We start from the raw sequence: 22,889 nt of genomic DNA, 5'->3' as shown, positions 1-22,889 counted from the left end.
TCGCGTCCACTGTGAAGTTCTCAAAATACAACCGGCACCCCACACCCACCACAAGCACAGCTCGCGATCTCGGCAGGGCCCACAACCAGAAGAACCAGCCCACACACACCACCCGAACCGTCCCGACCCCGCAAGGCCAAGACCGGCTCGAGCCGGCATGCGTCGTCCGATCCTTCAGGACCCAACAACGTGTCAAGCACCGCCCTGCCCAGACCCCCTCGTTCCACTGCTGTCTCCAGCTTGTACTTGAGGAAGGCCGACCAGGTCGGTGCCAAAATCGATGTTCCACCCTTGAGCACCCGCTGCCCCACATTCGGGGACAGACCGGGCTCTGGCACCACACCCGGATCCACGAGGGACCGGTGTGGGCAGTGCTCCTTAGAAAGGAGGTGATCCAGCCGCACCTTCCGGTACGGCTACCTTGTTACGACTTAGTCCCAATCGCCAGTCCCACCTTCGACGGCTCCCCCCACAAGGGTTGGGCCACCGGCTTCGGGTGTTACCGACTTTCGTGACTTGACGGGCGGTGTGTACAAGGCCCGGGAACGTATTCACCGCAGCGTTGCTGATCTGCGATTACTAGCGACTCCGACTTCATGGGGTCGAGTTGCAGACCCCAATCCGAACTGAGACCGGTTTTTTGGGATTCGCTCCACCTCGCGGTTTCGCAGCCCTTTGTACCGGCCATTGTAGCATGCGTGAAGCCCAAGACATAAGGGGCATGATGATTTGACGTCATCCCCACCTTCCTCCGAGTTGACCCCGGCAGTCTCCTATGAGTCCCCACCATGACGTGCTGGCAACATAGAACGAGGGTTGCGCTCGTTGCGGGACTTAACCCAACATCTCACGACACGAGCTGACGACAACCATGCACCACCTGTACACCAGTCCGAAGACGCACCCATCTCTGAGTGATTCCGGTGTATGTCAAGCCTTGGTAAGGTTCTTCGCGTTGCATCGAATTAATCCGCATGCTCCGCCGCTTGTGCGGGCCCCCGTCAATTCCTTTGAGTTTTAGCCTTGCGGCCGTACTCCCCAGGCGGGGAACTTAATGCGTTAGCTGCGGCACGGATCTCGTGGAATGAGACCCACACCTAGTTCCCAACGTTTACGGCATGGACTACCAGGGTATCTAATCCTGTTCGCTCCCCATGCTTTCGCTTCTCAGTGTCAGTAATGGCCCAGAGACCTGCCTTCGCCATCGGTGTTCCTCCTGATATCTGCGCATTCCACCGCTACACCAGGAATTCCAGTCTCCCCTACCACACTCTAGTCTGCCCGTACCCACTGCAAGTCCGAGGTTGAGCCTCGGATTTTCACAGCAGACGCGACAAACCACCTACAAGCTCTTTACGCCCAATAATTCCGGACAACGCTCGCACCCTACGTATTACCGCGGCTGCTGGCACGTAGTTAGCCGGTGCTTCTTCTGCAGGTACCGTCACTTGCGCTTCTTCCCTGCTGAAAGAGGTTTACAACCCGAAGGCCGTCATCCCTCACGCGGCGTCGCTGCATCAGGCTTCCGCCCATTGTGCAATATTCCCCACTGCTGCCTCCCGTAGGAGTCTGGGCCGTGTCTCAGTCCCAGTGTGGCCGGTCGCCCTCTCAGGCCGGCTACCCGTCGTCGCCTTGGTGAGCCACTACCTCACCAACAAGCTGATAGGCCGCGAGTCCATCCCAGACCGAAAAACTTTCCACACCATGGTCATGCGACCTGGTGTCATATCCGGTATTAGCTCCGGTTTCCCGGGGTTATCCCAGAGTCTGGGGCAGGTTACTCACGTGTTACTCACCCGTTCGCCACTGATCAGACCAAGCAAGCTTGATCGTCACCGTTCGACTTGCATGTGTTAAGCACGCCGCCAGCGTTCGTCCTGAGCCAGGATCAAACTCTCCGTTGATGTTCAAACACCCACCACCAGGCCCGAAGACCCAAACAGTGAGCAAACTTTGAACCCGTTGAAGGGCTCGAAAACCCGACTGAAGTCGAACAACCAGCTCAAAAAGAGTTGATCATTCAGTTTCAACCAAAGGATAATTCGTTCCGAAACAGACACAGACACCACCAAACGGTGGCACCGCGCCAGCCCCGAGACGAGGTAATTGGCATCGATTTTTGACACGCTGTTGAGTTCTCAAGAATCGGACACACACCATCAACCACGTCAACGAGGAGGCCTCCGGGGCAACCCTTCAAACTTACCCGCCGCAAGCTTGGGAGTCAAACCCGCGAACCGTCCTTCAGGACGACCGGATCCGACCCGCTTGGTGTCAGCGGTCCTGCTCTCCGAGAGTACCCGATGAGATCGAGTGCCGCGGACCTTCTGCCACCCCCGGGACCGGCCTGCTTCGCGTCGCGATCACTCGCTCTGCGGTGGTGTCCGGTGCTCCCCGTCGGGCTGACGAAGAGAACATTAACCCGGCCCTCCGGGGAAACACAAATCCGCCTCCCCGAACGGAGCGGGCAGGCACGGAAGGGGCGGATCCCGTTGCGGCCCAACGGAATCCGGCCCTGTGTGCGCTTGCAGACGCGTGGTTCAAGCCCAGGTGGGTGCCGATCCACGCCCGGTCTCAGGCGCGTCGCGCCGCCGCCAGGTTGCGCCGACCTCGCTTGAGGACGGCCACGCTCCCGTGCAGGAAGTCACCCTCCCCCAGCACCTGATCCGGGTCGGTGACCTTGACGTTGTTGAGCGAGGCTCCACCGTCGCCGATCGCCCGCCGCGCGGCGTTGCGCGAGTCGACGAGACCGACGGCCACGAGGGCGTCGACGACCGATGTCCCGACCGCCACCGCGGCCCCCGGCAGCTCGGCGGTGGCGTCCCGCAACGTCGATGCGTCCAGACCGGCCAGGTCGCCCTTACCGAAGAGCGCCTCGGAGGCCGCCTGGACCGACGCCGTGGCCTCGGCTCCGTGGACGAGGGTCGTGACGTCGGCGGCGAGCGCCTTCTGGGCAGCCCGGCGGAACGGCTCCTCGGCCACCTGCCTCTCGAGCTCCTCGATCTCCTCGCGCGAGCGGTCCGAGAGCGCCTTGAGCATGCTGACGACCGAGGCGTCCTCGACGTTGAGGAAGTACTGGTAGAAGACGTACGGGCTCGTCATGTCGGCGCTGAGCCAGACGGCGTTGCCCTCGGACTTGCCGAACTTGCGCCCGGTGGAGTCGACGAGCAGCGGCGTCGCGAGCGCGTGCACGGACGTGCCCTCGACCCGGTGGACGAGGTCGACGCCGGCCGTGATGTTGCCCCACTGGTCGCTGCCACCGATCTGGAGGGTGCAGCCGCGGCTCCGGTGCAGCTCGAGGTAGTCGAGCGCCTGGAGCATCTGGTAGCTGAACTCCGTGTAGGAGATCCCCTGGTCGCTCTCGAGCCGGCGCGCCACCGCCTCCTTGCGGATCATCTGGTTGACGCGGAAGTGCCGGCCGACGTCGCGCAGGAAGTCGAGCGCGCTCATCGGCGCCGTCCAGTCGAGGTTGTTGACGAGCACCGCGGCGTTCTCGCCCTCGAAGTCGAGCAGCGGCCCGACGAGCTGCTGGATCCGGCTCACCGCAGCAGCGATGGTGTCCTTGTCCTGCAGGACGCGCTCGGCGTCGGGCTTGGGGTCACCGATGAGTCCCGTCGATCCCCCGACGAGGCAGATGACGTGGTGGCCGGCAGCCTGCATCCGGCGCATGACGGACAGCTGGACGAAGTTGCCGAAGTGCAGCGAGGGCGCGCTCGGGTCGAAGCCGCAATACAGCGTGAGGGGTCCCTCCGCGAGTGCTTCGCGCAGCGCCGCCTCGTCGGTGGTCTGTGCCACCAGGCCGCGCCACTGCAGCTCGTCGAAGATGTCCGTCACGGGTATCGGTGTCCTCTCGTTCGAGTGGGCTCCCTGCCCACCGGCACACAGCCTGCCGTATGCCGCCGCGCCCGGGCCACCGAGTACCACCGAGTACCGCCGGGTCCCGCATGGCGGGCGTCACGGACGTCGCCGACGGGCGCCCGGTCGGTAGGCCGAGACGGTGGGGTCACCGTCGAGCCAGAAGCGCCACGGGAAGGCGGTCCCGTCTCCCCCGGGACCGCTGACGCCCACGCGCGGTCCGGTCCGGACCGAGCGCCGGTGCACCACGTCGCCGTCACCGTCGCCGTGCACGTCACCGAGCGCGTCGCCGTGGCCGAGGACGAGTGGCGATCCCGTGCGGCAGACGTCGACCCCGGAGATCGAGCCCGTCACCGCCAGAGCGCTCGTCAGCCGGCCCGGGCCACGGCACCAGTCGCGCTCACGCACGCCCGCGCGGCGAGCGGCGGCGACCTCGTGGCCGGCCACGACCTCACCCGCGCGGAGCAGGACCACCTCCGGCACGCCCTCGTCGCCCGTCGCGACGCAGAGCATCCAGTGGTGGCCGTAGGTGACGTAGACGAAGGCGTGCCCGGGCGGCCCGAAGACCGGGGCGTTGTGAGGGTTCGGCCGGCTGAGCACGCGTGACGCGGGGTCGACGAGACCGGCATACGCCTCGGTCTCGGTGACGCGCACGGTGACCCCGCCGTGCTCGACGTGCCGGCCGAGCAGGTCGGGTGCCACGTCGAGCACGGGGCGGGCGAAGAACGACCGCGACAGCCGACTCACGGACGTCGGCGCCGCTCGACGCCGGGACGGTAGGTCGAGACGAACGGGTCGCCGTCGACCCAGAAGCGCCACGGGTATGCCGTCCCGTCGCCCCCGGGCCCGCTGACCCCGACCCGGGGTCCCACGCCCACGCGCGCCGCCGCGACCGGCTCGCCCCCGGACACGATGAGGTCGATCGGCTCCCCCACCGGCGGGCGACAGAAGTCGAGACCGGTGTGCTCCTTGGTCATCGCGAGCGCCTGCCCGAGCCGGCCCGGGCCGCGCGCCCAGTCACGCTCTCGCACCGGCCCCCGTCGGGCCCGGACGAGGTCGTGACCAGCCACCACCTCACCGGCCCGCACGAGGACGGCCGAGGCGGCGCCCTCCTCGCCGACGACGAGGTTGACGCACCAGTGGTGGCCGTAGGTGAAGTAGACGTAGGTGAACCCGGGGGGCCCGAACATCGGTCGCGTGCGTGGCGTCTCGCCCCGGTAGGCGTGCGACCCGGGATCGAGGGCACCGGCATACGCCTCGAGCTCGGTCAGGCGCAGCACGACGCCACCGAACGCCAGGTGCCGACCCAGCAGGTCGGGCGCGACCTCGACGGACGGCCTGGCGAAGAACGCGCGCGGCAGGCGGGTGTCGTCGGGGCTCACGGACGACACGCTAACGGCAGGGTCAGACGGTTGCCGAGGTCCAGGTGCGGGCGCCGGCGAGACGCTCGCGCGCGGCCGCCAGCTGCTCGGTGACGCGCACCGGGGCAGTGCCGCCGAGGGCGTCGCGCGACGCGAGCGACCCCTCGACCGACAGGACGGATCGCACCTCGGGGGTCAGGTGCTCGCTGATCCGGGCGAAGTCCTCGTCGGTGAGGTCCCACAGCTCGATGCCGCGCGGCTCGCACTCGCGGACGCACGCACCGGCGACCTCGTGAGCGACCCGGAACGGGACCCCCTGGCGCACGAGCCACTCCGCGATGTCGGTGGCGAGGGCAAAACCCTGCGGCGCGAGCGACGCGAGGCGCTCGGTGTCGAAGGTCAGCGTGTCGACCATCCCGGAGAAGGCCGGCAGGAGCACCTCGAGCGTGTCGACGGCGTCGAAGACGGGCTCCTTGTCCTCCTGCAGGTCGCGGTTGTAGGCGAGTGGCAGGGCCTTGAGCGTCGTCATGAGGCCCGCCAGGTCGCCGACGAGACGACCTGCCTTGCCGCGGGCCAGCTCGGCGACGTCGGGGTTCTTCTTCTGGGGCATGATGCTCGACCCCGTGGAGTAGGAGTCGTGCAGCGTGACGAAGGAGAACTCCTTGGTCGCCCAGATGACGACCTCCTCGGCGATCCGGGAGATGTCGACCGCGGTCATCGCCGACACGAAGGAGAACTCGGCCACGAAGTCGCGCGAGGCGGTGCCGTCGATGGAGTTCTCGACCGCATGGTCGAAACCGAGGTCGTGGGCGACGGCCTCCGGGTCGAGCCCCAGGGAGGAGCCGGCGAGGGCGCCGGAGCCGTAGGGCGAGGCGTTGGCACGGACGTCCCAGTCGCGCAGCCGGTCGACGTCGCGGAGCAGCGCCCACGCGTGGGCGAGCAGGTGGTGCGAGAGGAGCACGGGCTGGGCGTGCTGCAGGTGCGTGCGCCCCGGCATGGCGACACCGAGGTGGCGGTCGGCCTGCGACACGAGGGCGTCGACGACGTCGAGGACGAGGCCTCCGACCACGCGCGCGTGCTCGCGCAGGTACATCCGGAAGAGGGTCGCCACCTGGTCGTTGCGGGACCGCCCGGCGCGCAGCCGTCCGCCGACGTCGGTGCCGACGCGCTCGAGGAGACCGCGCTCGAGCGCCGTGTGGACGTCCTCGTCGTCCTCCGCCGGCGCGAAGTCGCCCGACAGCACGTCGGCCTCGAGCCGGTCCAGGCCCTCGAGCATCGCCGTGAGGTGCTCGTCGGAGAGCAGCCCGGCGGAGTGGAGCACACGGGCGTGGGCGCGGGACCCGGCGATGTCGTGCGGCGCGAGACGCCAGTCGAAGTGGGTGCTCTTGGACAGCGCGGCGAGCGCCTGGTCGGGACCGCCGGCGAAGCGTCCGCCCCACAGGCTCACCCGCGCGGCCGGTGTGCCCTCCGTGCCCTCCGTGCCCGGCGCGCTCTCCGGGTCGTCGGTGGAGCTCGGGTGGGTGGGGTCGGTCATCGCTGGGTCTCCTCGTCCGTGGGTCTGGTGGTGCTGCGTCGGGTGCCGGCAGGTGCCGGAGGTCTCAGTCTCGCGTGCCGGAGAGCGCCTGGAGCCGCTCGGCCACGGCGCTCGCCTGCTCGGCGCTGCCGGTCACGAGCAGGATCGTGTCGTCACCGGCGATCGTGCCGACCACCTCGGGGTCGCGGGTCTGGTCGATGGCCGACGCGAGGTAGTTGGCGGCGCCCGGAGGGGTGCGCAGCACGACGAGGTTGACGGCGGCTGCGGCCGACACGAGCAGCTCTTCGCAGGTGCGCCGCAGGCGCGCCGAGGCCGCGTCGCCGATGGACCCGACGGCGGCGACCTCGCCGCCCTCCCCCGGGACGGCATACGCCAGGGCGCGGCCGCGCCTCACCTTGACGGCGCCGAGCTCGACGAGGTCCCGCGAGAGGGTCGCCTGGGTCACCTCGGTGCCCTCGGCAGCGAGGAGGTCGGACAGCTCGCCCTGGCTGTGCACCTCGTGAGCGCCGAGCAGCTCGACGATGCGGCGTTGTCTCTGGGTGCGGCTCACGGCGTCGCCTCCCCCGCCGCGCGAGCGGCCTCGAGGATCGAGGGTAGGGCGTCGAGGAAGCCCTGGAGCTCGTCCGTCGAGATGACGAGCGGCGGCGCAAGGCGCAGCGCGGTCGGGGTCACCGCGTTGACGATGAAGCCCGCGTCGCGGGCGGCCGCCATGACGGCCGGAGCAGGTATGCCGTCCAGCTCGATCGCCCGCAGCAGACCGCGTCCGCGCGTGCCGCTCACGCCCTCGATCTCGACGTCGTCGAGCAGCGCGGCGACGTCGCGGACGTGCTCGAGCAGGTGGTCGCGCTCGATGGTGTCGAGGACGGCGAGGCCCGCTGCGCACGCGAGCGGGTTGCCGCCGAAGGTCGTGCCGTGCTGGCCGGCGCTGAGCAGGGCGGTGACCTCGGGGCCGAACGTCACGAGCGCGCCGATCGGCACGCCACCACCGAGACCCTTGGCCAGCGTCATGGCGTCCGGGACGACGCCCGACTGCTGGTGCGCGAACCAGTCGCCGGTGCGGCCGATGCCGGTCTGGATCTCGTCGACGACGAGGAGGGCACCGTGGGCCGAGGTCACCTCGCGGGCGAGGCGTAGGTAGTCGGTCGACAGCTCGCGGACGCCTGCCTCGCCCTGGACCGGCTCGACGACGACCGCTGCCGTCGTGTCGTCGACGGCCGCACGCAGGGCGTCACCGTCGTTCGGCGGGACGAAGACGACCTCAGGGATCAGTGGCTCGAACGGCTCGCGGTAGGCGGCCTTGTGGGTCAGGGCCAGCGCCCCCGTGGACCGGCCGTGGAAGGACCCCTCGAGCGCGACGATGCGGGTGCGACCCGTGCGCCGCGAGAGCTTGATCGCGGCCTCGGTGGCCTCGGTGCCGGAGTTGGCGAAGAAGACGCCGGAGCCCTCCGGCGCCGCCGCGACGGCGAGGATGCGCTCGGCGAGCGCGATGGCCGGCTCGGACGTGAAGAAGTTGGACACGTGGATGGCCGACTCGGCCTGCTTCGTCACGGCCTGCACGAGCGCCGGGTGCCCGTGGCCCAGGGCGTTGACGGCGATGCCGGAGAGCAGGTCGAGGTAGCGCTTGCCGTCGACGTCTGTCACCCAGCAGCCGTGGCCGGAGGCGAGGACGAGCTGGGGCGTGCCGAAGACCTGGACCATCGAGCCGGCGTAGCGGCCGAGCAGGTCGCTCCCTGCGGTCATGAGACCTCCTCGGTCGTGGCGGGTGCGCGCGGTGTCGTCGGCTCGGAGCCGGTGATGTCGGGCAGGACCATGGTGCCGATCCCCTCGTCGGTGAAGATCTCGAGCAGGATCGAGTGCGGCTTGCGGCCATCGACGACGTGCGTCTGGGGCACGCCGCCCTCGACGGCGCGGATGCACGCCTCGAGCTTGGGCACCATGCCGTGGTCGACGCGCGAGAGCAGCTCCCGCGCCGCGCTGACCGTGATGGTCGAGAGCAGCGACCCGCGGTCGGGCCAGTCGGCGTAGATGCCCTCGACGTCGGTGAGGACGACGAGCTTCTCGGCACCGAGCGCGACGGCGATCGCCGCAGCGGCGGTGTCGGCGTTGACGTTGAGCACCTGTCCCTCGACGTCGAGGTCCGGCGCCACCGTCGAGACCACCGGCACGCGGCCGGCGTCGAGGATGTCGATGATCGCGGACGGGTTGACGCTCTCGACGTCCCCGACGAGCCCGAGGTCGACCTCCTGGCCATCGACGATCGTGCCGCGACGTCGAGCGCCGAGCAGCGCGGCGTCCTCGCCCGACAGTCCGACCGCGATCGGGCCGTGCTGGTTGAGCAGGCCGACGAGCTCGCGCCCGACCTGACCGGTGAGCACCATCCGGACGACGTCCATGACCTCGGGCGTCGTGACTCGCAGGCCGCCCTTGAACTCGTTCTCGAGCCCGACCCGCTCGAGCATGGCCTTGATCTGCGGACCGCCGCCGTGCACGACGACGGGGAGCAGGCCGGCATACCGGAGGAAGGCGATGTCCTCGGCGAAGGCGGCCTTGAGGTCGTCGTCGACCATGGCGTTGCCGCCGTACTTGACGACGACGAGGGCGCCGCGGAAGCGCTCGAGCCACGGCAGTGCCTCGACGAGGGTCGCGGCCTTGCCCGCGGCGACACGGAGGGCCGCGGCGTCGATGAGGCCCCGCAGGTCGGCGGGCTGGTCGGGACGCGTGCTCGTGCTGCTCATGTGCTGTAGGCCGAGTTCTCGTGGACGTAGTCGTGGGTCAGGTCGTTGGTCCAGATCGTGGCGGCCTCGGGGCCGGCATGGAGGTCGACGAGGACGTGGACCTCGCGCGGGGCGAGATCCACGAGGCTGCGGTCCTCCCCGACCCCGCCGGCGCGGCACACCTGGACGCCGTTCATCGTCACGTCGAGCGTGGCCGGGTCGAACGCCGCCTTCGTCGTGCCCACGGCCGCGAGCACGCGCCCCCAGTTGGGGTCGTAGCCGAAGATCGCGCACTTGAAGAGGTTGTTGCGGGCCACCGAACGCGCCACCTCGAGCGCGTCGTCGACGCTCGCCGCGCCGACGACCTCGATGGCGACGTCGTGCGCCGCGCCCTCGGCGTCGGCGATGAGCTGGCGGGCGAGGTCGGAGCAGACGGCGGTCAGGCCCTCGGTGAGGTCGGCCCGGTCGACGGTGACACCCGAGGCCCCGGAGGCGAGGACGACGACGGTGTCGTTCGTCGACATGCAGGCGTCGGAGTCGATGCGGTCGAAGGAGACGGCGGTCGCGGCCCTCAGCGCCGCGTCGAGGTCGCCCTGGTCGACGACGGCATCCGTCGTCACGACGACGAGCATCGTCGCGAGTGCCGGCGCGAGCATGCCGGCGCCCTTGGCCATGCCGGACACCGACCAGCCCGCGCCCGCGTGGGTCGACACCTTGTGCACCGTGTCGGTCGTCTTGATCGCGACCGCGGCCGCCTCGTGCCCGTCCGGCGACAGGGCTGCGGCCGCGGCGTCGACGCCGGCCGTGACCTTGTCCATCGGGAGCAGCTGGCCGATGAGGCCGGTCGAGCAGACGACGACGTCACCGGCCGAGAGGCCGAGCGTGCCGGCGACGTGCTCGGCGGTGCGGTGGGTGTCGAGGAAACCCTGGGCGCCCGTGCAGGCGTTGGCGCCACCGGAGTTGAGGACGACGGCGTCGACGCGGCCGTCGGCGACCACCTGGCGCGACCACGTGACCGGAGCCGCCTCGACACGGTTGGTCGTGAAGACCGCTGCCGCGTGGTGGTCGGGACCGTCGTTGACGACGAGCGCGAGGTCGGGGGTGCCGCTCGCCTTGAGGCCGGCGGTGACTCCCGCGGCACGGAAGCCCGCGGGCAGCCGGACGGGCGGGTGGACGGGCGGGTGGCCACTCACGGTGCGACTCCTGCGATCGGGAGGCCGAGGGTCTCCTCGAGGCCCAGGGCGAGGTTGGCGCACTGCACGGCGGCGCCCGCCGTGCCCTTGGTGAGGTTGTCGATGGCCGACACGACGACGACGCGACCGAGGCGCTCGTCGACGGCGACCTGGAGCTGCACGTGGTTGCTGCCCACGACCGATGCCGTGGCGGGCCACGAGCCCTCGGGCAGCACGTGGACGAAGGGCTCGTCGGCGTAGGCCGTCTCCCAGGCGGTGCGCACGGCTGCAGGGTCGGTGCCGGGGCGCAGGCGAGCCGTGCACGTCGCGAGGATGCCGCGCGGCATCGGGGCGAGCGTTGGCGTGAAGGACACCGTGACCGCCTCACCGGCGGCCCGGGAGAGGTTCTGCTCGATCTCGGGGGTGTGACGGTGCACGCCGCCGACGCCGTAGGGGGACATCGAGCCCATCACCTCGCTGCCGAGCAGGTGGGGCTTGAGGGACTTGCCGGCACCGGACGTCCCGGAGGCGGCCACGACGACGACGTCCTCGGCCTCGAGGAGCCCGGCCGCGAAGCCGGGAGCCAGCGCGAGCGAGATGCCCGTCGGGTAGCAGCCAGGCACGGCGATCCGGCGCGCGCCGGCGAGGCGTTCGCGTTGCACCGAGCCCGCTGGCCCGGGGAGCTCGGGGAGGCCGTAGGGCCACGAGCCGGCATACGCCGTGTCGTAGAAGGTGGTCCAGGCCGACTCGGACTCGAGCCGGAAGTCGGCCCCGCAGTCGATGACGACGACCGAGTCGGGCAGCTGCGCGGCGAGCGCGCCCGAATGGCCGTGCGGCAGCGCGAGGAAGACGACGTCATGGCCGGACAGCGTCTCGAGGGTGGTCACCTCGAGCACGCGGTCCGCGAGAGGGACCAGGTGCGGGTGGACGCCCCCGAGTCGTTCACCCGCACTGCTGGCCGCCGTGACGGCGCCGACCTCGAACTGCGGATGGGCGAGCAGCAGCCGGAGGATCTCTCCTCCGGCGTAGCCGCTCGCCCCCGCCACTGCTGCCCTGATCACGATGCATGACTATACACGCTCATGCATATTCGTGCATTCAAGATCTCAGCGCTGCACGGCTCCCGTGGCCGAGGCGGCCGCCGCGACGGCCGCGTCACGGAAGTCGTTGACCTCGTCGGTCGTCAGCGTGCGGTCGGGTGCCCGGAAGGTGAGGCGGTAGGCCAGCGACCGGTGCCCGGCCTCGATGCGCTCCCCCTCGTAGACGTCGAACAGCACGACCGACTCGAGCCACTCCCCCGCGCCGGAGCGCAGGGCGGTCTCGACGTCTGCGGCGGGGACGTCGGCCGCGACGAGCAGCGCGATGTCGGTCATCGCCGGCGGGAACGTCGAGAACGGCCGCGCCTGGACGGGCTCGGCGCTGGCGGTGACGAGCACGTCGACGTCGAATTCGGCGGCCACCGTGCGTGCCGGCAGCTCGAGGGCGGCGACGACCTTGGGGTGCAGCTCGCCCGCGTGACCCACGAGCGTGCCGTCCTCGAGCGTGATCCGCGCGCACCGGCCGGGGTGCCACGGGGCGTGGCCGGGGTCGTTGGCCACGAGGATCGGCACCGCGAGCGCGGCGGCGACGGTCTGCACGGCGGCGACCATGTCGCTCCAGTCGGCGGCGCGTCCCGGGCCCCACCAGCCGGCCTCCTCCGCCTGACCCGTCGCGAGGATGCCCGCGCGACGCGGCTGGGGGGGCACGGCGGCATACAGCTGCTCGAGCGTCTCGGCGTCGGGTCGCTCGGAGACGCCCGGGATCGGCGCGGTGCCGATCGGGCCACCGGGACGGAAGACGAGACCGAGCTCGTAGATCGCGACGTCCTTGAGACCGCGGGCGATGTTGCGTCGCAGCGGGTCGACGAGGCTCGCGAGGACCGACGTGCGCAGCAGGGGCCGCTCCTCCGACAGCGGGTTGGCCAGCCGGACGGCGTGGCGACGGTCGTCGTCGGCGGGCAGCATCAGCTGGTCGGCGAGCTCCTCGGACACGAACGGGTAGCTGAGGACCTCGGTGAGACCCGCGCCGGCCAGCGCGTCGGCAACGACCCGACGGGCCTTCTGCGCATGGGTGAGGCCTCGGCCGTCGCTCGGCGTCGGGGTGATCGACGGGATGTTGTTGTAGCCGTCGATCCGCGCGACCTCCTCCGCGTAGTCGGGGGCGTCGACGAGGTCGGGTCGCCACGACGGCGGGGTCACGAGGACGTGCGTGCCGTCGGCACCCTCGCCGGACTCGTCGACGACGCAGCCGAGGTCGCGCAGGATGCCGACGACCCGCTCGCGGGGGTAGTCGACGCCCACGATGCGCGCCGGCTCCGTGACGTCGAGCAGGTATGCCGTCCGGTCAGTCGTGCGGTCGACGTCGGTCACGGCGTCGTCGACCGTGCCGCCACCGTGCTCGACGAGCAGGTCGACGGCGAGCTGGGCGGCCGCCGCGGTCACCTTCGGGTCGACGCCGCGCTCGAAGCGCTTGGACGCCTCGGTGACGAGGCGGTGCCGGCGCGACGAGCGCGCGACGGTCGTCGGGTCGAAGTGCGCCGCCTCGATGAGCACGTCGGTCGTCGTGTCGGAGACCTCGGAGGAGGCACCACCCATGACACCGGCGATGGCCAGCGGCTGCTCGCCCCCGTCGGTGATGAGCAGGTCGTCGGCGTGCAGGGTGCGCTCGACGTCGTCGAGGGTCGTCAGCACCTCGCCCGAACGGGCCCGCCGCACGACGATCGAGCCCGAGAGCCGGTCGACGTCGAAGGCGTGGAGGGGCTGGCCGACCGCGAGCATGACGTAGTTGGTGACGTCGACGGCGAGCGAGATGGGACGCATGCCCATCTGCGTGAGGCGCCTGCTCATCCACGGCGGCGAAGGCCGCGTCGGGTCGATGCCGCGCACGATCCGCGCGACGTAGCGGTCGCACCCCTCGTTGCCGTCGATGGGAGAGTCGTCCTTGAGCTCCACCGGGTAGCCGCCAGGCGTGGCCGCCGGCGTCGCGACGTCGGCCGGGTCGCGGTAGCCGCCCTCGGGGCTGCCCTGCGCGTGCCAGTACTCACGGGCCAGGCCGCGGACCGAGAAGCAGTAGCCGCGGTCGGGCGTCACGTTGGTCTCGACGATCTCCTCGCCCAGGCCGAGGAGCGCGATCGCGTCGTCGCCCGGCTGGAGGGTCGCCGCCTTCTCCTCGCCGAGCAGGCGGCTGAGCACGATGATGCCCTCGTGGTCCTCGCCGAGACCGATCTCGTCCTCGGCACAGATCATCCCGTGGGAGACGTGGCCGTACGTCTTGCGCGCGGAGATCGCGAAGCCCCCGGGCAGCACGGCGCCCGGCAGCACGCACACGACGAGGTCGCCGACCTCGAAGTTGTGGGCGCCGCAGACGATCTCCTGGTGCTTGCCCTCGGTCAGCATCTGGCCGTTCTGGCCGACGTCGACGGTGCACCAGCGGATCGTCTTGCCGTTCTTCTGCGGCTCGAGCTCGAAGGACAGCACGCGCCCGACGACGAGCGGACCGACGATGTCGCCGCCGTGGAGGTCCTCCTCCTCGAGACCCACGCGGACGAGGCTGGCGGCCACGTCGGCGCCCCGGGTCCCGGGCGCGAGGTCGGTGTACTCGGCGAGCCAGCTCAGTGGCATACGCATGTCAGACCCCCATCCCGAACTGCCGCGAGAAGCGGACGTCGCCCTCGACGATCTCGTGCATCCCCTGGACCCCGTGACGCAGCTGGAGCGCCCGCTCGATGCCGAGCCCGAAGGCGAAGCCGGAGTAGACGTCCGGGTCGATGCCGCACGTCCGCAGCACCTTGCGGTTGACCATGCCGGAGCCGCCGAGCTCGATCCACCCGGAGCCGCCGCACGTGCGGCACGGCTCGGCGCTGCCCCACGTCTCCTCGCCGTGGCAGGCGAAGCAGAGGAAGTCGGTCTCCATGCTCGGCTCGGTGAACGGGAAGTAGTTCGCGCGGACGCGGGTGCGCGTCTCCTCGCCGAACATGATGCGCACGAACGCGTCGAGCGCGCCGCGCAGGTGGGCCATGGTCAGGCCCTTGTCGATGGCGAGGCACTCGATCTGGTGGAACACCGGCGTGTGCGTCGCGTCGAGGTCATCGGTGCGGAACACCTTGCCGGGCGCCACGACGTAGATCGGCGGCTCCTGTTCGAGCATCGTCCGGATCTGGACCGGTGACGTCTGCGTGCGCAGGACGAGACCGGAGTCGACGGGGTCGAGGAAGAAGGTGTCCTGCATCTGCCGGGCGGGGTGGTCGGGCCCGAGGTTGAGGGCGTCGAAGTTGAGCCACTCGCTCTCGAGCTCCGGGCCCTCCGCGACCTCCCAGCCCATGCCGACGAAGGCGTCGACGAGGCGCTGCGAGACGAGCTCGATCGGGTGGCGTGCTCCGGGCTCGCGACGGAGCGCCGGGAGGGTGACGTCGACGCGCTCGTCGACGAGGATGCGCTCGTCACGCTCGGCCTCGAGCTCGGCCTGTCGGACGGCCAGGGCCTGTCCGACGCGACCCCGGGCCTGTCCGACGCGCTTGCCGGCCTCGGCCTTGGCGCTCGGCGGCAGGGCGCCGATCTCGCGGTTGGCGAGGGCGAGCGGGCTCTTCTCGCCCTGGTGGGCGATGCGGGCGGCCTTGAGGTCGTCGAGGGACGCGGCCGCGCTGATCGCGGCAAGGGCATCCTGCACCGCTGCGTCGACGTTCGCCGGGTCGAGCGCGGAGACCTCGACCGGGTCGTAGTTCGTGTTGGGTCCGGACATCGGCGTGCGTTCGCTGCTCTCGCTCGGGTTCACGGGTGGCTGTCGTGCGGGTGCCCAGTCTAGGGGCGGCGTCGAACCGGTGTGCCGGGCCATCCGCCCCGCGGAGGGTCAGCTGCCGACGACGTCGGGCAGCCCCGCCGGGAGCGTCACGACGAAGCGCGCGCCGCCGGCGTCGTTGTCGCGGACGAGCACCGAGCCGCCGTGGGCCTCGACGAGACCCCGCACGACGTAGAGACCCAGGCCGGTGCTCGCGTTGGAGGGGCCGTGCCAGAAGCGCCCGAAGATTTTCTCGCGGTCGGACGGGGGGATGCCATCCCCCTCGTCGTCGACCTCGACGACCACCGACTCCGGCGCCTCGCCGAGGGCACCGCCGCGGTCGAGGGTCACCGTGACCTTGCCGGCGCCGTGCAGCAGGCCGTTCTCGATGAGGTTGAAGAAGATCTGCTCGAGGCGGTCGGTGTCGGCCCACATCTCCGGCAGCCCGTCGGCGAGGGCGGCCTCCCCGAGCCCGAGCTGGACGACCCCGGACGAGCGACCGAGCTCGTAGCGCACGACGTGCGTCGTCAGCAGGGCGTGGAGGTCGACGGGACCCCGCCGCAGGTTGAGGCTGTCGGAGTCGAGCCGCGAGATGTCGAGCAGCTCCGTGATGAGCCGGGTCAGGCGGGTGGCGTCGGCCTCGATCGTCTCGATCATGAGGCGCTTCTGCTCGTCGGTGAAACGGTCCCAGCGGCGCAGCAGGCTGCTCGTGAAGCCGGTCACCGACGTCAGCGGAGCGCGCAGCTCGTGCGCCACGGTGGACAGGACCGTCGCCTGGTCGCGCTCGGCCCGCTGCCGCGCCTCGGCGTCACGCAGCCCGAGCATGACCCGCTCGACCGTGCCGCCCGGCTCGGACCGCACGTAGCGCGCCGTGACGAGGACGTCCTGGCCCTTGGGTGCGACGAGCAGCTTCTCGCGATGGCCGGGCCGCGTGGCCAGGCCGTTCCAGGGGTCGGTGTGCGCCCACCAGTCCCGGCCGTACTTGTCGGTGAGCGGCAGCCCTTCGTGGAGCGTGCGACCGACGACGTCGGCGTGGTCGCAGTCGAGGATGCGCAGCGCCTCGGCGTTGGCGAACCGGATGTGCCGGTCGCCGCCGATGACGACGAGCCCGTCGGGGAGCAGCTCGCCCAACATGGCGACCGGGGCAGTCGCGCCCGCCGATCCGGGCAGCTGCGCACCGGTCCCGTCGACGGAGGTCATGGCCCGAGGATAGCCATGAGGCTGCCGGGAGGGGTCGGTCAGCGGCTCGTGCGGCGCGCCTCGGCGGAGGCGTAGAGACAGATCGTCGCGGCCATGGCGAGGTTGAGCGACTCCGCGTGGCCGTGGATGGGGACACGGACGACGTCGTCACAGGCGTCGCGCACCTCCTGCGGCAGTCCCCACGCCTCGTTGCCCATGACCCAGGCGTGGGCCCCGGAGAGGTCGGCGTCGTGGAGCAGGGTCGTCCCCGCCCCGTCGGCGGCGAGCAGCCTGACCCCGCGCTCACGCAGCGCCGCGAGGATGTGGGGCACGGACGCGCCGAGGCTGAGGGGAAGGTGCCACAGGGACCCGACGGTCGACCGGACGACCTTGCTGTTGTAGACGTCGACGCTCGCGTCGCTGACGATGACGGCATCGGCGCCGGCCGCGTCGGCGCCCCGGATGACGGTGCCCGCGTTGCCGGGGTCACGGACGTTCGTCAGGACGCACACGAGCGCGTCCGGCGGCAGGTCCGCGAGGACGGCGTCGAGCGGCACGTCGAGCACCCGGCACACGGCGGCGATCCCCTGCGGGGACTCCGTGTCGCACATGGCGGCGAGGACCTCCGGGGTCACCTCGTGCACCCAGAGCTCGGCGGAGCGGGCGGCCTCGACGATGTCGGGGTGCCGGTCGGCCGCCTCGGGCGTCACGTAGACGTCGCGGACGAGGTCGGGACGGAAGGCGACCGCCTCACGGACGGCCTGGGGCCCCTCGGCGAGGAACTCACCCGTGCGCGAACGCACCGAGCGCCGGGACAGCGCCCGCACCGCCTTGACCCGATCGGATCGGGTGTTGGTCAGCACGGGGGTGTCCCGGCGCTCGTGATGCTGGTGCGTCGTCGGTCGACGTTGCTCAGGCGGCGTCGCCGGCGACCTTCGCCTCGGCTGCGTTGACAGCGGCCGGGACGTTGGCGCGGGAGAGCTCCACGAGCGCGGCGAAGGCCGGCGCGTCGTTGACGGCGAGGTCCGCGAGGATCTTGCGGTCGACCTCGACACCGGCGACCTTGAGGCCCTGCATGAACCGGTTGTAGGTCATGCCGTTGGCGCGGGCCGCGGCGTTGATGCGCTGGATCCAGAGGCGGCGGAAGTCACCCTTCTTGGCGCGACGGTCACGGTAGGCGTAACCCAGCGAGTGGGTGACCTGCTCCTTGGCCTTGCGGTAGAGGCGCGACCGCTGACCGCGGTAGCCGCTGGCGCGCTCGAGAACGACTCGACGCTTCTTCTGGGCGTTGACCGCCCGCTTCACGCGTGCCACGTGAATACTCCTTCTCTGCTTGACGCAGTGCTTGCTGCTGCTGGCTTACCGGAGACCCGGCTGCTCAGCGAATCGCTGATGGGTGGGGGTCCCGGCTCACTTGCCGAGGAGCTTCTTGGCCTTCTTGGCGTCCGGCTTGGCGAGCTCGACGTCGTTCGCGATGGAACGCATCTTCTTGCTCGACTTGTGCTCGAGCAGGTGGCGACCGCCGGCCTGCTCACGCATGACCTTGCCGGTGCCGGTGAGGCGGAAACGCTTCTTCGCACCGCTGTGCGTCTTCATCTTCGGCATGGGGGCCGATCTCCTTCGTGTTGCGTGCGCCAGTGGACGCACGTGGTGTGTCGTGCCGGTGGCTCGAGACTGGGCTCGCGCCTCCGGCGGGTCACCGCCCGCCGATCACTCGGCGGCGGCGGTGGCCTCGTCGGTCTGCGGGGCCTGGGCCTCCGGCTGCTCGCCGGACGCGGCCGGCTCGCTCGCGGGGCGCTGGTCGTGCTGCTCGCGGGAGCGACGCTGCTCGGCCTTGGCCTCCGCCTTCTTCTTGGTCGGGCCGATCACCATGATCATGTTGCGGCCGTCCTGCTTCGGGGCCGACTCGACGAAGCCGAGCTCGGCGATGTCGTCGGCGAGACGCTCGAGCAGGCGGCGACCGAGCTCGGGACGCGACTGCTCGCGACCGCGGAACATGATCGTCACCTTGACCTTGTCGCCGGCCTTGAGGAACCGCTCGACGTGGCCCTTCTTGGTGCCGTAGTCGTGCGGGTCGATCTTCGGACGGAGCTTGATCTCCTTGATGACCGTGTTGACCTGGTTCTTGCGCGCTTCCCGTGCCTTCATGGCGGCTTCGTACTTGAACTTGCCGAAGTCCATGAGCTTGGCGACCGGCGGCTTGGCCATGGGGGCCACCTCGACGAGGTCGAGGTTCGCCTCCTCGGCCAGACGCAGCGCGTCCTCGACGCGGACGATGCCGACCTGCTCGCCGTTGGGGCCAACCAAGCGCACTTCCGGGACCCGGATGCGCTCGTTGATGCGAGGCTCGCTGATGTGGTGCTCCTAAGTTCGATGAATGGTGTGACCAGACGGGGTGGTGCCTGTCCTGCTGCGACCACAACGAGAAAAGGGCTCCCCGTGTGTGCACGAGGAGCCCAAGGGTCGCGTATGCCGGACGGTCGCCGTCGCGTCACACGGCTCGAGGCGCATGCCGCGGACGGCATCCGGTCGAGCAGACCTTGACCCGGCGACCGTGAGGTCGACGCGGGTGGAAGCGAGCTTCTCTTGCACGTCGTCACCGGCCTCCGCCGGAGCGGGAGCATGGGTGACGGCTGGTCAGTGCTCCATGCTAGCAGTCGTGACGCCGTGCTCCGAATCGGTGGCGGCGCCGCGGCTCGCCCGCCGGCCCGACCTCCGAGTGGTGCGCGACCCGAGGAGGCCGGCGACGGCGACGAGGACACCGAGCGCGGACACGACGAGGAACCCCCACTGCCAGCCGCCCTGGTCGATCGCGAAGCCGGCCACGGGGGCCCCGACGGCCGAGCCGGCCGTCATGGCCGACCCGTGCCAGCCCATCATCTCTCCCCGGAACCGCTCCGGGACCTGACGGCTCAGCTGCTCGACCGTGGCCGTGATGGTCGGGGCGCACAGGAAGCCGGACACCGTGATGAGCACGGCGAAGCTCGGCACGCCGACGGCGAGGGCGACTGGGGCGGTCGTGGCCGCCAGCCCACCCAGGAGCCAGAAGACGGAGAAGGACCGGTGCCAGGCGCCGTAGAGGATGCCGCCCACGAGGGACCCGGCGCCCCAGAGCGCGAGGACCCAGCCGATCGAGCCGGTGGCCCCGAAGGAGCGCAGCGCGGCGACGATGCCCACGTCGGTGCCGCTGAGGACCAGGGTCGAGCAGGCGGCGGCGAGGTAGACCGCGGCGACCGGGACCGTGATGAAGCCGCGGACCCCCCGGCTCGGCGCGGGGTCGTCGGGAACGGCCGGGGCGGCGATGGACTCGGCCCGGGCGGCCTCGCCCTGCTCGTCCAGGGCACCGGACTCCCCCGTCGGCCCACGGTCGGAGTCGGCGTCTCCGTGACCGGGCTCCGACGTCAGGCGAGGGTTGACGACCCACAGGACGAGTCCCGCTGCGGCGGAGGCGAGCTCGCACACGAGCAGGGCCCACGCCGTGTCCCAGGACGTCGCGAGCCACACGCCGATGGCGGGACCTGCCATGAACGACAGCTCGGTCGCCGACGAGTCGAGCGAGAGGGCCGTGCGGCGCTGCTCGCTCGGCACCGACCGGATGATGACCTGGCGCAGGATCGAGAAGGTCGGCACGACGAAGAGCCCGGCGAGCGCCGCGAAGGCGACGAGCGGGGCGTAGCCCACCCACGGCGCGATCGACCAGCAGACGACCTGGACCACGAGCGAGGGGCCGACGGTGCGGCGCAGGCCGATCCGGTCGAGCAGCCGGCCTCGCCACGGGCCCGAGACGGCGATGGCGACGGTCGACGCGGCGGTGACCAGGCCCGCCGCGCCGTAGCTGCGCCCGAGGGACGACACGACGTGGAGGGTGAGGATCACCCCGCCCGCCCACATGGGCACGCGGATGAGGAAGCCGAGCAGCAGCGCGTTGCGCGTGTCCCGGTTGGCCAGCACCGGCCGGTAGGCCCCCAGATCCATGGCGCCAGCCTGTCACCCCGCGCCGACGGTCCGCACGCGGGTTTGCCGGACGGGACGCGCGGGAGGTGTCGGCCGGCATACGCCCGGGGTCTTGTGACGGCTGGGCGACAGGTGAAGGGTGGGGGCATGGCAAAGACGCCCGGCAGATCAGACCTTCCTGCGGCCCCCAACCCCGCCTCGCCGCAGGACATCCGCAACGTCGTGCTGGTCGGACCCGGCGGGGCCGGAAAGACCGCACTCTTCGAGGCGCTCGTCGCGGCACGCGTCCCCGGTCAGCGCACCGGCACGGGTGACCACGTCCGCACCACGACCCTCACCGCCGCCTCGTTCGAGTCCGGCCAGGTCACCCTCAACCTCCTGGACACCCCCGGCTACCCCGACTTCGTCGGGGACCTCCGCGCCGGTCTCCGGGCCGCCGACGCCGCGGTCTTCGTCATCTCGGGCGCCGACGACATCGACCGACCCGTGTCGCTGCTGTGGCGCGAGTGCGCGGCCGTCGGCATGCCACGAGCGGTCGTCGTGACGCACCTCGACCAGCCGCGCGCCGACTTCGCCGCGACCGTCGAGACGTGTCGTCGCACGTTCGGCGACGCCCGGGCCACGCACTGGCCGGTCGTCGAGGACGGCTCGGTCACCGGGGTCGTGGGCCTGCTGACCGGCGAGACGTCCGACGAGCACGAGGACGCGAGGTCCGCCCTCATCGAGTCCGTCATCGAGGAGTCCGAGGACGCGACCCTGCTCGACCGCTACCTCGAGGGCGAGACCATCGACACCGAGTCGCTGCTCGGCGACCTGCGCACCGCCATCGCGCAGGGAACCTTCTTCCCCATCGTCCCGGTGTCACCGCTCACCGGTGCGGGCGTCGCGGAGCTGCTCGCGATGGTCGAGCAGGCCTTCCCCGACCCGACCGTGCACCCGCTCCCGGCCGTCACGTCGCCCGTCGGTGGTCCCCTGTCCGGGGTGGCGTGCGACCCGTCCCAGCCACTCGTGGCCGAGGTCGTGCGCACGACGACCGACCCCTACGTCGGGCGCCTGTCGCTCGTGCGGGTCTTCTCGGGGACGCTGCGGGTCGACGAGACCGTGCACGTCTCGGGTCACCTCGGGGACTTCGTCGGGCACGAGGTCGCCGGCCACCCGGCCCACGACGACGACGAGCGCGTGGGCCCGCTCGCGTCACCTTTCGTCGACGGGCACCGCCCGCGGGGCACCGCCATCGCCGGTGACCTCGTGCTCGTAACCAAGCTGACCCGGGCCGAGACCTCCGACACCCTCTCCTCGGTCGACCGGCCCGCGGTCGTCGCCCCGTGGCTGCTGCCCGAGCCGCAGCTGCCCGTCGCGATCCGCGCCGCGACGAAGTCCGACGACGACAAGCTCGGTGGCGCCCTACAGCGCCTCGTGGCCGAGGACGTGACGATGCGCATGGAGCACTCCCACGAGACCGACCAGGTGGTCCTCTGGACGATGGGCCAGGCGCACGTCGACGACCTCATCGGCCAGCTCGCCGAGCGCTACGGCGTCACCGTGACGGCCGAGCCCTACCGGACCTCGCTGCGCGAGACCTTCGTGCGCCGGTGCTCGGTGCAGGGCCGCCACGTCAAGCAGTCGGGCGGCCACGGACAGTACGCCGTGTGCTCGATCGACATCGAGCCGCTCCCCCGGGGCGCGGGCTTCGAGTTCGTCGACAAGGTCGTCGGCGGCTCCGTGCCGCGCCAGTTCGTCCCGTCCGTCGAAAAGGGCGCCCGGCTCCAGCTCGAGAAGGGGCTGCTCACCGGCCACCCGGTCGTCGACGTGCGCGTCACGCTCACCGACGGCAAGTCGCACTCCGTCGACTCGTCCGACGTGGCCTTCCAGACGGCCGCGGCGCTAGCCCTCAAGGAGGCCGCGAACGCCTCGACGATGGCACTGCTCGAGCCGATCGACCGCGTCGACATCACCATCGCCGACGAGTATCTCGGCGCGGTGATGTCGGACCTGCGTGGACGGCGGGGCCAGGTGCTCGGCACCGAGCCGGCCGACGGGATGGGCCCCGAGGGCGGCTGGACCGTCGTGCACGCCGAGGTGCCGCAGGCCGAGCTGTCGCGCTATCCCATCGACCTGCGCTCGGTGTCGCACGGCACCGGGTCGTTCGTGCGCGAGCCACTGCGCCACGACCTGCTGCCGGCCGACAAGGCCAAGGAGCTGCTCGGGGGCTGAGCGGCGCGAGGACGTGCGAGGACGTGCGAGGACGTGCGAGGACGGAGGAGGGCGGGCGCCGCAGCACCCGCCCTCCTCCGATGCGTCCGTCGGA

Annotated in this window: 18 protein-coding genes and 1 rRNA gene; 1 reads left to right on the top strand and 18 read right to left on the bottom strand. The window is 70.9% G+C overall.

What is annotated here, in order from left to right; all coding sequences use genetic code 11:
• Positions 1 to 382: 382 nt before the first annotated feature.
• The 18 genes from ACSSS0_RS19830 to ACSSS0_RS19745 form a co-directional block, all read right to left on the bottom strand.
• Positions 383 to 1,904, bottom strand: a 16S ribosomal RNA gene (locus ACSSS0_RS19830).
• Positions 1,905 to 2,574: 670 nt separating this feature from the next.
• Positions 2,575 to 3,834 carry a tyrosine--tRNA ligase gene (tyrS, locus tag ACSSS0_RS19825; RefSeq protein ID WP_487229339.1) on the bottom strand — a complete coding sequence of 420 codons (1,260 nt, stop codon included), beginning with the start codon at positions 3,832 to 3,834 and terminating at the stop codon, positions 2,575 to 2,577.
• A gap of 120 nt (positions 3,835 to 3,954) precedes the next feature.
• Positions 3,955 to 4,602 carry a DNA-3-methyladenine glycosylase gene (locus tag ACSSS0_RS19820; protein ID WP_487229338.1) on the bottom strand — a complete coding sequence of 216 codons (648 nt, stop codon included), beginning with the start codon at positions 4,600 to 4,602 and terminating at the stop codon, positions 3,955 to 3,957.
• Positions 4,599 to 5,237, bottom strand: coding sequence for a DNA-3-methyladenine glycosylase (locus tag ACSSS0_RS19815; protein ID WP_487229337.1), 639 nt, complete (start codon positions 5,235 to 5,237; stop codon positions 4,599 to 4,601). The genes ACSSS0_RS19820 and ACSSS0_RS19815 overlap by 4 nt, the downstream gene beginning before the upstream one ends.
• Positions 5,238 to 5,259: 22 nt before the next feature.
• Complete coding sequence (gene argH, locus ACSSS0_RS19810; RefSeq protein WP_487229336.1) at positions 5,260 to 6,750, bottom strand: argininosuccinate lyase; 1,491 nt, start codon at positions 6,748 to 6,750, stop codon at positions 5,260 to 5,262.
• A gap of 64 nt (positions 6,751 to 6,814) precedes the next feature.
• Positions 6,815 to 7,300 carry an arginine repressor gene (gene argR / locus ACSSS0_RS19805; RefSeq protein WP_487229335.1) on the bottom strand — a complete coding sequence of 162 codons (486 nt, stop codon included), beginning with the start codon at positions 7,298 to 7,300 and terminating at the stop codon, positions 6,815 to 6,817.
• On the bottom strand, positions 7,297 to 8,490 hold the full coding sequence (locus tag ACSSS0_RS19800) for an acetylornithine transaminase (RefSeq protein ID WP_487229334.1): 1,194 nt from the start codon (positions 8,488 to 8,490) through the stop codon (positions 7,297 to 7,299). The genes argR and ACSSS0_RS19800 overlap by 4 nt, the downstream gene beginning before the upstream one ends.
• Entirely contained in the window at positions 8,487 to 9,485 is a 999-nt protein-coding gene (gene argB, locus ACSSS0_RS19795; protein WP_487229333.1) for an acetylglutamate kinase, read from the bottom strand. Before argB ends, ACSSS0_RS19800 begins: the two co-directional genes overlap by 4 nt.
• The gene (gene argJ, locus ACSSS0_RS19790; protein WP_487229332.1) at positions 9,482 to 10,657 is read right to left on the bottom strand and encodes a bifunctional glutamate N-acetyltransferase/amino-acid acetyltransferase ArgJ; all 1,176 of its coding nucleotides are present in this window, start codon (positions 10,655 to 10,657) and stop codon (positions 9,482 to 9,484) included. Before argJ ends, argB begins: the two co-directional genes overlap by 4 nt.
• The gene (gene argC, locus ACSSS0_RS19785) at positions 10,654 to 11,700 is read right to left on the bottom strand and encodes an N-acetyl-gamma-glutamyl-phosphate reductase (RefSeq protein WP_435987853.1); all 1,047 of its coding nucleotides are present in this window, start codon (positions 11,698 to 11,700) and stop codon (positions 10,654 to 10,656) included. Before argC ends, argJ begins: the two co-directional genes overlap by 4 nt.
• Positions 11,701 to 11,742: 42 nt before the next feature.
• Positions 11,743 to 14,301, bottom strand: coding sequence for a phenylalanine--tRNA ligase subunit beta (pheT, locus tag ACSSS0_RS19780; RefSeq protein WP_487229331.1), 2,559 nt, complete (start codon positions 14,299 to 14,301; stop codon positions 11,743 to 11,745).
• 1 nt (position 14,302) lies between these two features.
• Positions 14,303 to 15,412, bottom strand: coding sequence for a phenylalanine--tRNA ligase subunit alpha (gene pheS, locus ACSSS0_RS19775; RefSeq protein WP_435987854.1), 1,110 nt, complete (start codon positions 15,410 to 15,412; stop codon positions 14,303 to 14,305).
• A 108-nt stretch (positions 15,413 to 15,520) separates the two neighbouring features.
• Positions 15,521 to 16,648 (bottom strand): sensor histidine kinase, encoded by a 1,128-nt coding sequence (locus ACSSS0_RS19770; RefSeq protein WP_487229330.1) that lies wholly within the window; start codon positions 16,646 to 16,648, stop codon positions 15,521 to 15,523.
• 38 nt (positions 16,649 to 16,686) lie between these two features.
• Positions 16,687 to 17,490 (bottom strand): TrmH family RNA methyltransferase, encoded by an 804-nt coding sequence (locus ACSSS0_RS19765; protein ID WP_487229329.1) that lies wholly within the window; start codon positions 17,488 to 17,490, stop codon positions 16,687 to 16,689.
• A gap of 49 nt (positions 17,491 to 17,539) precedes the next feature.
• On the bottom strand, positions 17,540 to 17,941 hold the full coding sequence (gene rplT / locus ACSSS0_RS19760) for a 50S ribosomal protein L20 (RefSeq protein WP_435986302.1): 402 nt from the start codon (positions 17,939 to 17,941) through the stop codon (positions 17,540 to 17,542).
• Between the two features lie 96 nt (positions 17,942 to 18,037).
• Entirely contained in the window at positions 18,038 to 18,232 is a 195-nt protein-coding gene (rpmI, locus tag ACSSS0_RS19755) for a 50S ribosomal protein L35 (RefSeq protein ID WP_020144695.1), read from the bottom strand.
• 105 nt (positions 18,233 to 18,337) lie between these two features.
• Complete coding sequence (infC, locus tag ACSSS0_RS19750; protein WP_435986303.1) at positions 18,338 to 18,940, bottom strand: translation initiation factor IF-3; 603 nt, start codon at positions 18,938 to 18,940, stop codon at positions 18,338 to 18,340.
• A 324-nt stretch (positions 18,941 to 19,264) separates the two neighbouring features.
• Complete coding sequence (locus tag ACSSS0_RS19745; RefSeq protein ID WP_487229328.1) at positions 19,265 to 20,602, bottom strand: MFS transporter; 1,338 nt, start codon at positions 20,600 to 20,602, stop codon at positions 19,265 to 19,267.
• Positions 20,603 to 20,728: 126 nt separating this feature from the next.
• On the opposite strand from ACSSS0_RS19745, the gene ACSSS0_RS19740 reads away from it, so the two are divergent.
• A complete protein-coding gene (locus ACSSS0_RS19740) occupies positions 20,729 to 22,795 on the top strand; it encodes an elongation factor G-like protein EF-G2 (protein ID WP_487229327.1) in 2,067 nt (688 codons plus the stop codon).
• Positions 22,796 to 22,889: the final 94 nt, after the last annotated feature.

It is taken from the genome of Terrabacter sp. R4-6 (assembly GCF_057529065.1).
The sequence above is the reverse complement of the archived record's forward strand: the minus strand, read 5'-3'. Positions and strand labels throughout refer to the sequence as shown.

What these genes read in the sequence shown, in the direction of transcription:
- argB (WP_487229333.1), bottom strand. Translation starts at nt 9,485, where the DNA reads ATGAGCAGCACGAGCACGCGTCCCGACCAGCCCGCCGACCTGCGGGGC.
- pheS (WP_435987854.1), bottom strand. Translation starts at nt 15,412, where the DNA reads ATGTCCGGACCCAACACGAACTACGACCCGGTCGAGGTCTCCGCGCTC.
- argH (WP_487229336.1), bottom strand. Translation starts at nt 6,750, where the DNA reads ATGACCGACCCCACCCACCCGAGCTCCACCGACGACCCGGAGAGCGCG.
- ACSSS0_RS19745 (WP_487229328.1), bottom strand. Translation starts at nt 20,602, where the DNA reads ATGGATCTGGGGGCCTACCGGCCGGTGCTGGCCAACCGGGACACGCGC.
- pheT (WP_487229331.1), bottom strand. Translation starts at nt 14,301, where the DNA reads ATGCGTATGCCACTGAGCTGGCTCGCCGAGTACACCGACCTCGCGCCC.
- ACSSS0_RS19740 (WP_487229327.1), top strand. Translation starts at nt 20,729, where the DNA reads ATGGCAAAGACGCCCGGCAGATCAGACCTTCCTGCGGCCCCCAACCCC.
- ACSSS0_RS19770 (WP_487229330.1), bottom strand. Translation starts at nt 16,648, where the DNA reads ATGACCTCCGTCGACGGGACCGGTGCGCAGCTGCCCGGATCGGCGGGC.
- ACSSS0_RS19800 (WP_487229334.1), bottom strand. Translation starts at nt 8,490, where the DNA reads ATGACCGCAGGGAGCGACCTGCTCGGCCGCTACGCCGGCTCGATGGTC.
- rpmI (WP_020144695.1), bottom strand. Translation starts at nt 18,232, where the DNA reads ATGCCGAAGATGAAGACGCACAGCGGTGCGAAGAAGCGTTTCCGCCTC.